This is a genomic window from Pseudoalteromonas sp. NZS100 (genome assembly GCF_015864815.1).
GTDB classification, from domain to species: Bacteria; Pseudomonadota; Gammaproteobacteria; order Enterobacterales; family Alteromonadaceae; genus Pseudoalteromonas; species Pseudoalteromonas distincta.
The window spans coordinates 1-4,439 of record NZ_JADYWM010000040.1; the positions used below are offsets into that span (position 1 = coordinate 1).

Here is a 4,439-nt window from a genome sequence, read left to right on the forward strand (position 1 = left end):
TGGAATTGGTAGACACAAGGGATTTAAAATCCCTCGACTAACAAGTCGTGCCGGTTCAAGTCCGGCCTCGGGCACCATCTTTACTAAAATCCTCAGATTAAATTCACTTAAATTCTAAATTGCTTCTAATTTTAAAACATTCAAAAATTATTCTTACTTAAATTCTCTAATCTTATTTTTAATACCTACTTACCTTTAAAATCTATTTCTTTTTATTATCTTAGAGTTTCATCATCATACATTTATAAAGCTCCCTGTTTGTAATTAACCGTTACTACTTTTATCCCAGCTGGTTAATTAACTGAATTGGTATAATTAATTGTGAATAATACCAATCCGCAATAATACTTAATTATTTTGCGGGGCTAAACGTGTCGCTACCTGTGTTAAAAAATTCTCATTTACGACTGCATGGATGCAGAAGGTAGAGCAATGCAGGAGCAATTGCCGAGAGCAACTAAATAGCGATTTTTTTCCTAGCTATCAACACGTTTCACCATCCTCAAAATAGATCACTTATTTAAGCGAATTGGTATAAGAGCACCTGTTTATAACAAAGCAAAAAATCAGAACGCTGGTTATTTAATTTTCTTGGCAATTACTCCTGTACCTAAGTTTTAACGAGGGGTGGCATTAATGAATGTAATAGAAGTGCGGTGTCTAAAATAAATTTAAGGTGGGAGTATAGGGAGTGCGTTAAGCACTTAGTTATATGAATTGCGAAGATTTTATAAGCGACCCTTGAGGATCGCTTATAAAGGATAAATTGTTATTGCAGTTTACTCTGAGCTTTGTAAATTGGATACTCGCTCAATAAGCCTTGAATAAGCGCAACACACATTAAAATAAGTACTATTGAAAACGGCAAAGCTGTAGTAACTACGCCCGACTGAAGCGCTTGCAATGCTTGCGAGCCACCAACCCAGAGCAATACTGCTGCAATCACGCCTTCGACTGTAGCCCAAAATATACGTTGTGGCACTGGTGCATCTATTTTACCGCCCGCAGTTATACCATCTATTACAAGCGATCCTGAATCAGACGACGTTATAAAAAACACCAAAACGAGTGCTATAGAAATAATAGAAATAAAACTAGAAAGAGGTAACTGCTCGTATACTTGAAATAAAGTCACTGAGATATCAGTTAAACCATTTTGTCCAAGTGGGCCAACTTTATCTATAACTTGTGTAATTGCCATATTTCCGAACACGCCCATCCAAACTAAACTAAGAAGCGTTGGTAGGCCAATGACGACGAGTAAAAACTCGCGTACAGTGCGTCCCTTTGAAACTCGGGCAATAAACATCCCAACAAACGGCGACCATGATATCCACCATGCCCAATAAAACACAGTCCAAGAGTGCATCCAATCTTCATCGGGTCTATTGAATGGATTGCTCAAAGGTACAAAGTGCTCTACGTACGCCCCAAGGGTAAACCAAATAGCAGTAATTGCATCAGAGAAAGTAAGGGCAATAACGGCTAATAATAAAATAAATGCACAAATTAAATTAACATTGCTCAGTACTTTAACACCCCCCTCAATACCTCTAATAACTGAGAAAATTGCAATGCACGTTACTAAACCAATAACAGATATTTGAAAAGCAGTCCCGTAATCAGTGCCTAACAGATAATTTATCCCGCTGGTAGCTTGTTGAGCGCCAAGGCCTAGCGATGTAGCTAAACCAAATAAAGTAGACAGTACAGCGAGTATATCTATGATATGACCGAGCCATCCCCAGGCGCGATCACCAAATAATGGATAAAAAACCGAACGTATAGATAAAGGAAGGCCTTTATTAAATGCAAAAAAAGCCAAGCTTAACCCAACAACTGCGTAAATCGCCCATCCATGTAAACCCCAGTGGTACATGGTTGCACCCAAAGCTAATGAGTGTGCTTGCGGTGAATTTGGCTCAACGCACATAGGCATATGATACCAACCAGTATAATATGCAGTTGGCTCAGCAACTCCCCAAAACAGTAAGCCAATCCCCATTCCTGCTGCAAAGAGCATTGAAAGCCATGACATGTAACCATGTTCTGGACGAGCTTTTACGCCACCCAACCGAATTTTACCTAAAGGAGAAAATGCTAAAATAACGCAAAAGATCACAAAGGCATTGGCTAGTAACATAAAGTAACTATCAAATTGATTAATTATTGCGTCTTTAGTCGAGGTTAGTGCATCACGGGTAACGGTAGGGTCAAAAACTAGGGTAAGTATTACAAATAAAACAACTAAGAAGGCGCTTATACCAAATACTGGGTTATGGATATCAAATCCCCACTTTTGTACATTATCTTGCCCAACTTGGTAATCAGTAGTGTCTATACTGTATTTTTTTGTCATGTCATCCATCGGATCTCCTTTTTATAGATAACTTAATTCATACATCCTACGTAATTAAATATAAAATAGTTTTAAAATTAATATAACTTTTATTTATAAGAAATGAGATGATTAAGCGTAGTATTTGTTATTTTTAGAACTAAAAAAGCGAGCCGTAGCTCGCTGATTATTTTCTATTCCCAGGCCGCTGGGTCAACCTCTTTAGCAAGTTTAGGATGCTTACTTTTGTCAAAGGTGGGTATTAAGCCCTTTTTGCGTTGTTCGTTATAGTCTTTTGAAAGCCATACAACAACACCTGAAAGCATAAATAGCGCTATAACGTTTACAATGGCCATTAAACCCATTGATATATCTGCCAGCGTCCAAATTAAACCAAGCTCACCAACAGCACCAAACATCACCATACCTAAAACAACAAGTCTAAAGATAAACATACCTTTATTAGAGTTGTGCTCTAAAAACATTAAATTTGTTTCAGCGTAAGAGTAATTAGCCACAATAGAAGTAAAAGCAAAAAACAATATAGCAATAGCAATAAAGTAAGTACCCCAGTCGCCGACATGTTCTTGTAATGCTGCTTGTGTAAGTTCAATCCCCATAACACCAGATTCAGGTACTAATTGCTGCGATAGTAAAATAAGAGAAGCAGTCGCTGTACAAATAACAATAGTATCAATAAATACGCCTAACATTTGCACATAACCTTGTGATGCTGGGTGAGGAGGGTAAGGCGTCGCAGTAGCCGCGGCATTAGCTGCACTACCCATACCAGCTTCGTTTGAGAATAAACCACGCTTTATACCTTGGATCATCGCTTGTGTGACACCGTATCCAATAGCACCAGCACCAGCTTGTTCAATACCAAAAGCACTTTTTATAATAAGCACTAGCACATCAGGTAGTGCAGTAAAGTTAATGGCGCATACATAAAGTGCAACCAGCAGGTAAGCTAATGCCATAAATGGCACAACCATTTCAGCAAAGCGAGAAATTGTTTTTAGGCCACCAAAAATAATGATGCCAGAGCCAACAACCAAGCAAATGCCTACTATATACTTAGGTACATCAAACGCTACTTCAAATGCTGCAGCAATAGAGTTTGACTGTACTGCGTTAAATACTAAACCAAAGGCTAAAATTAAACATAACGAGAATAAAGTTCCCATCCAACGTTTGCCTAAACCGTTTTGCATATAATAAGCAGGGCCACCTCTAAAATTACCATCTGCATCTTTTGTTTTATAAGCCTGAGCTAAAGTACTCTCGGCAAAACTTGTAGCCATACCTATTAATGCAATAAGCCACATCCAGAAAATAGCACCTGGGCCACCTAGATATAAGGCAACAGCAACACCTGCCATATTACCAGTACCGACACGAGCTGCTAATGAAGTACAAAAAGCCTGAAAGGATGAAATTTCGTTATCGGCACATTTACGAGAACCAAACATAACTTTGAACATATGTGGGAATTGCACAAATTGAATAAAGCCTAGTCGAAAAGTAAAGAAGAGGCCCGCTGCTATTAATAAGTAGACGAGAACTTGCCCCCATAGAAGGGCACTTATACTATTTATTATGTCTGTCATGGATACTGCCTAAATACATGAGTTAAAAAAAGTGACCGCAACTTATCACATCAGGATAAAAGTGTTTAGTTTTAAAGTTCAAAAACAGAGTTATCAACAGGGTTTTGTGGGTAACTTGTGTCTATCGTGTGCGCTTGCTTGGGGCTTAATTTTAATTACTGTTTTATGCAAATAACGCTTGCGTAAAATCCGCCGCTCCCTATAATGCGACCCCACTGAGACGGGATATGGCAACGCATAGCGAGGCACAAACAACTCAGGGTGTTAAGTGAAACTTAGATTGAATCTTCTTAGAAAGTTTAAATTTAAGTGTTGACAAAAAAATAGGAAAGCGTAATATGCGCAGCCCTAGCGAGGTAGAGTTCAACTTTATAATCGCAACGTTCTTTAAAAATATAAAGCAATCATCTGTGTGGGCACTCGTACAGATTGAGTTCTAACAGCCAAACTACTTAGGTAGCGAGGCAAACAAATTAGAGTCTCAATTGAAA

2 protein-coding genes are annotated in these 4,439 nt (G+C 38.4%); both read right to left on the reverse strand.

What is annotated here, in order from left to right:
- Nucleotides 1–769 precede the first annotated feature (769 nt).
- Nucleotides 770–2,368 carry a BCCT family transporter gene (locus I6E69_RS20315; RefSeq protein ID WP_197122184.1) on the reverse strand — a complete coding sequence of 533 codons (1,599 nt, stop codon included), beginning with the start codon at nucleotides 2,366–2,368 and terminating at the stop codon, nucleotides 770–772.
- Nucleotides 2,369–2,532: 164 nt separating this feature from the next.
- Nucleotides 2,533–3,948, reverse strand: a complete 1,416-nt coding sequence (locus I6E69_RS20320; RefSeq protein ID WP_197122187.1) for a sodium:alanine symporter family protein — start codon at nucleotides 3,946–3,948, stop codon at nucleotides 2,533–2,535.
- Nucleotides 3,949–4,439 lie beyond the last annotated feature (491 nt).

Bases quoted from the DNA above. Each gene is read 5' to 3' on its own strand.
- I6E69_RS20315 (WP_197122184.1), bottom strand. From the start codon at position 2,368: ATGGATGACATGACAAAAAAATACAGTATAGACACTACTGATTACCAA.
- I6E69_RS20320 (WP_197122187.1), bottom strand. From the start codon at position 3,948: ATGACAGACATAATAAATAGTATAAGTGCCCTTCTATGGGGGCAAGTT.